Annotated in this window: 3 protein-coding genes and 1 tRNA gene; 3 read left to right on the forward strand and 1 reads right to left on the reverse strand. The window is 47.5% G+C overall.

From position 1 onward, the window contains the following. Positions 1–372: 372 nt before the first annotated feature. Complete coding sequence (locus IQ224_RS22205; RefSeq protein ID WP_106908804.1) at positions 373–2,100, forward strand: succinate dehydrogenase/fumarate reductase flavoprotein subunit; 1,728 nt, start codon at positions 373–375, stop codon at positions 2,098–2,100. 83 nt (positions 2,101–2,183) lie between these two features. Continuing rightward, positions 2,184–2,257, forward strand: a tRNA-Met gene (locus IQ224_RS22210). Between the two features lie 36 nt (positions 2,258–2,293). On the opposite strand, the gene IQ224_RS22215 is transcribed toward IQ224_RS22210, so the two are convergent. After that, positions 2,294–3,007: a TauD/TfdA family dioxygenase gene (locus tag IQ224_RS22215; protein WP_002746917.1), complete on the reverse strand. Its 714-nt coding sequence runs from the start codon at positions 3,005–3,007 to the stop codon at positions 2,294–2,296. 304 nt (positions 3,008–3,311) lie between these two features. Here IQ224_RS22215 and IQ224_RS22220 point away from each other — a divergent pair, with 304 nt between their 5' ends. Next, positions 3,312–3,962 carry a DUF3782 domain-containing protein gene (locus IQ224_RS22220; protein WP_002746919.1) on the forward strand — a complete coding sequence of 217 codons (651 nt, stop codon included), beginning with the start codon at positions 3,312–3,314 and terminating at the stop codon, positions 3,960–3,962. The last annotated feature ends 104 nt before the right edge of the window (positions 3,963–4,066 follow it).

Here is a 4,066-nt window from a genome sequence, read left to right on the forward strand (position 1 = left end):
GTGTGGGGAAGTGGGGAAGTGGGGAGAATAGACCTCTTGCAAAAATCAAAAATCTTCCTTTAGGTGAGGAGTCTCCGAGCCAGTAGTCAGTAGTCAGGAGAATTAAGAATGAGCATTAATCAATTAAATGCTCTACTTGGTTATTTTATGCAATTTTATGCTTATTTTTCTCATTTTTGCCCTCTCAAAAATTAATTATGCAAGAACTCTAATCAATAAAAATAGTCTCCTGTCTCCTGTCTCCTGTCTCCTGTCTCCTGTCTCCTATCTCCTATCTCCTGTCTTCTGAAATATAAAGTCTCGGTTACAAAAACTGACTTGCGAGCAATTCTCCCCCCACCATAGAAACAGAAGCCCGTAGAAAAATCAGCCATGAAAGAACACGATGTCGTTATAGTGGGCGGTGGGTTAGCAGGATGCCGCGCCGCCTTAGAAATCAAACGCCTCAACCCGACCATCGATGTTGCTGTCGTTGCCAAAACCCACCCAATTCGTTCCCACTCCGTCGCCGCCCAGGGGGGTATCGCCGCCGCCCTGCAAAACGTTGACCCCAAAGATAATCCCAAGGCCCACGCCTACGATACCGTCAAAGGTTCCGATTTTCTGGCTGACCAGGATGCGGTGGATATCCTCACCCAAGAAGCCCCCGAAGTTATCATCGAATTGGAACATCTAGGCGTGTTATTCTCCCGTCTCGAAGATGGACGCATTGCCCAAAGAGCCTTTGGCGGTCACAGCCATAACCGGGCCTGTTACGCCGCCGATAAAACTGGTCACGCCATGCTGCACGAATTAGTCAGCAATTTAGGCCGTAATCAGGTAAAAATCTACGATGAATGGTACGTTTTGCGTCTTATCCTCGAAGAAGGTACGGCTAAAGGGGTAGTAATGTACCAAATCGCCACCGGACAGTTAGAAATCCTCCGGGCAAAAGCAATTATGTTCGGGACCGGGGGCTATGGTCGCGTTTATAACACCACCTCCAACGATTTCGCCTGTACGGGGGACGGTTTAGCTTTATCGGCAAAAGCGGGTATTCCCCTAGAAGACATGGAATTTGTCCAATTTCACCCCACTGGACTCTATCCCGTCGGTGTTTTAATCTCGGAAGCGGTCCGGGGTGAAGGTGCTTATTTAATCAATAGCGAAGGTCGTCGTTTTATGGAAGACTACGCTCCCTCGCGCATGGAATTAGCCCCCCGGGACATCACTTCCCGGGCCATTACCCTAGAAATTCGCGCCGGCCGGGGGGTAAATCTGGACGGTAGCGCCGGGGGTCCCTTTGTCTATCTGGATTTACGCCATTTAGGCCGGGAAAAAATTATGAGTCGCATTCCCTTCTGTTGGGAGGAGGCCCACCGTCTCGTCGGTGTCGATGCGGTAGAGGAACCGATGCCTGTACGTCCGACAGTTCACTATTGTATGGGCGGCATTCCCGTTAATACCGATGGTCGCGTTCGCTTAAGTGCCGATACGCTAACCGAGGGCTTTTTCTCCGCCGGGGAATGTTCCTGTGTCTCCGTTCACGGGGCCAATCGTTTGGGCAGTAATTCCCTGTTAGAATGTGTGGTCTATGGGAGAAGAACTGGCAAATCGATCGCTAAATACGTCGAAAAACGCGCTTTTCCCGTCTTTAATCCCGATATTTACCTTCAGGATGCCAAAGAGGAAATCACCGCTTTATTGACCAAAAAAGGCACGATTCGCATCGGTCAACTACGTCAGCAATTCCAAGACTGTATGACCCAACATTGCGGCGTTTTTCGCACCGAAGCGACCATGCGCGAGGGAATTAAACAAATCGGCGAATTAAAGCGCCAATACGAGCAGATTTACCTGGATGATAGGGGGGATTGCTGGAATACGGAACTAATCGAGGCCTGGGAATTACAAAGTCTCATGGTGGTGGGGGAAATTATCCTCACCTCTGCCCTCAATCGTCAAGAAAGTCGAGGGGCCCACTCCCGCGAGGATTTTCCCCAACGGGATGACCAAAATTTCCTTCAGCATACCCTCGCCTATTATTCCCCCTCCGGCATCGATATCGACTATATGCCCGTAGTGATTCAGGATTTCACCCCCGTGGAACGTAAGTATTAACCTCTGGTCGGACGGTAAATGTAAAGGAATATTACAAACTCCTTGGCATTTACCGAGATTTAGTTCTATACTAGATAAAGCAACGCGGGATAGAGCAGTCTGGTAGCTCGTCGGGCTCATAACCCGAAGGTCAGTGGTTCAAATCCGCTTCCCGCCATTACTAATAAAGCCGGTAGTTAACCCCGATTTCCCGTTAGGGAACATCGAACATTACCCGTTCAAGAGCGCGATTGGGGTCAATGTAGGATTGGCGAGAATGGAGACAAGTATAATTATCCATGATCAAGATCTGTTCTGCTTTTAAATAGAGCGGAACGTGACAGGCTTCAAACAGTGCCAAAAATTTGCCACATAAAGCCATTAAACGGGAATCTAGACCGGAAGCGATCGGTTTACTAAGAGCGGGGCTAAATTCCCGATAAACCAGCACATTATAGCTAAAGCGGATGATTTCGGCATCTCGTTGCCAGATTGGTGCAAAACAGCTTTCTTTGCCGTCCTTGGACATAAAATATTGAGGTTGAGCCGCCATAAAATGTTGTTCCTCAAGGGTAAAATGACGCAATAAGTCATCAAACTTAACCAAAGTCGTCGCACCCCCACCCCAACGATCCGGAGTTTTACAGCGCAAACAGAGGTATTTAGGAGGGATAGCTTTGTAGGACCATTCTGTATGAGGTAAAAGCCCAATTCCGGGGGATTGTGCGTCACTTTTTCCCATAGCGTCAGGATTTGCTTTGATAGGATAGATAATCTCTCCGTTAGTTTGGATAACGGGGGTTGCTTGGGTAATATCCTCTAAACATTGGAACCAGCGATCGCCCCAACGGTTATCGAAGACAAAAAAACCGTTTTTTTTGAGGTGGTTTTTTAGGGTAGCAGTTGAGAACGTAAGCATTGAAAACATAAGATTTTTCCCGCTTCAATAGGTTGATACTTGCTATGAAAAAATCTGGGGTATGTGCCAAGGCAAGAGGTCTAATTAAAAAAAATTGCATAATATAAAGCTTATTGGCTAAGGCTTTCAGCTTTGGGGGAGGCTTTGGGGGAGTGGGGTACCCCAAACTTTTTTAGGAAAAAATTTGCGATTTTTGGCTGGGATGGTGTCGGATTTATCCTGTCAGCAAGTGATGGGTAAAAGAACGATAGCCTCTCAACCAGCCGAGTTGCTAGAATAGGATCGGCTTTGCTCAAATAGACAAGAATACGCCATGTCAGAAGCTATTACGATCGCCGATATTTACAAACTGTTTGAAAGAACCGAGGCTCAATTTGCCGAGTTCCAAAAAGAAGCCGAGCGCCGCAATGTTGAAGCCGAGCGCCGCAATGCTGAAGCCGAGCGCCGTAGTGCTGAAGCCGATCGCCGCCGGGCCGAAGCCGATCGCACGATGGAAGAATTGAAAAAACAGGTACGAGCCACCACCGAAGCCGTCAATAACTTAACCACCCGTTGGGGGCGTTTTGTCGAAGAAATGGTAGAGCCGGCCGTTGTGCAGTTATTCCAAGAGCGGGGGATTGATGTCACCCAAACCATGAGTCGCTTAAAAAGTAAACGTCCCGGGGCAGCGATGGAAATTGATATTCTGGCGGTGAATGGCAGTGAGTTAGTGGCGGTGGAGTGTAAATCTCGACTCTCGAAGGATGATGTAGATGACTTTCTCGATCGATTACAGCGATTTAAGTTAGCCTTTCCCCAATTTCGAGACTTTCAGGTTTATGGTGCAGTAGCGGGGATTGAAATCGATCAGGGGATAGATAGTTATGCTTATCGGCGCGGTTTATTTGTGATTAAGCAATCAGGAGAAACGGTTAAAATCATCAACGATGCTCAGTTTCGGCCAGCAATTCTCATTTTGAAATAAATAGAGCATTAACCCCGATTTTGGCATGGGCATATAGTACAAAGTAACTATTTTTGAGGAGAGGCGATCACCCAAAAAAACAGTTGGCTGGACAAATTAAGTAT

The sequence above is a fragment of the Microcystis sp. LEGE 00066 genome, assembly GCF_015207925.1.
Classification (GTDB): domain Bacteria; phylum Cyanobacteriota; class Cyanobacteriia; order Cyanobacteriales; family Microcystaceae; genus Microcystis; species Microcystis ichthyoblabe_A.

Bases quoted from the DNA above. Each gene is read 5' to 3' on its own strand.
- IQ224_RS22205 (WP_106908804.1), top strand. From the start codon at position 373: ATGAAAGAACACGATGTCGTTATAGTGGGCGGTGGGTTAGCAGGATGC.
- IQ224_RS22215 (WP_002746917.1), bottom strand. From the start codon at position 3,007: ATGTTTTCAATGCTTACGTTCTCAACTGCTACCCTAAAAAACCACCTC.
- IQ224_RS22220 (WP_002746919.1), top strand. From the start codon at position 3,312: ATGTCAGAAGCTATTACGATCGCCGATATTTACAAACTGTTTGAAAGA.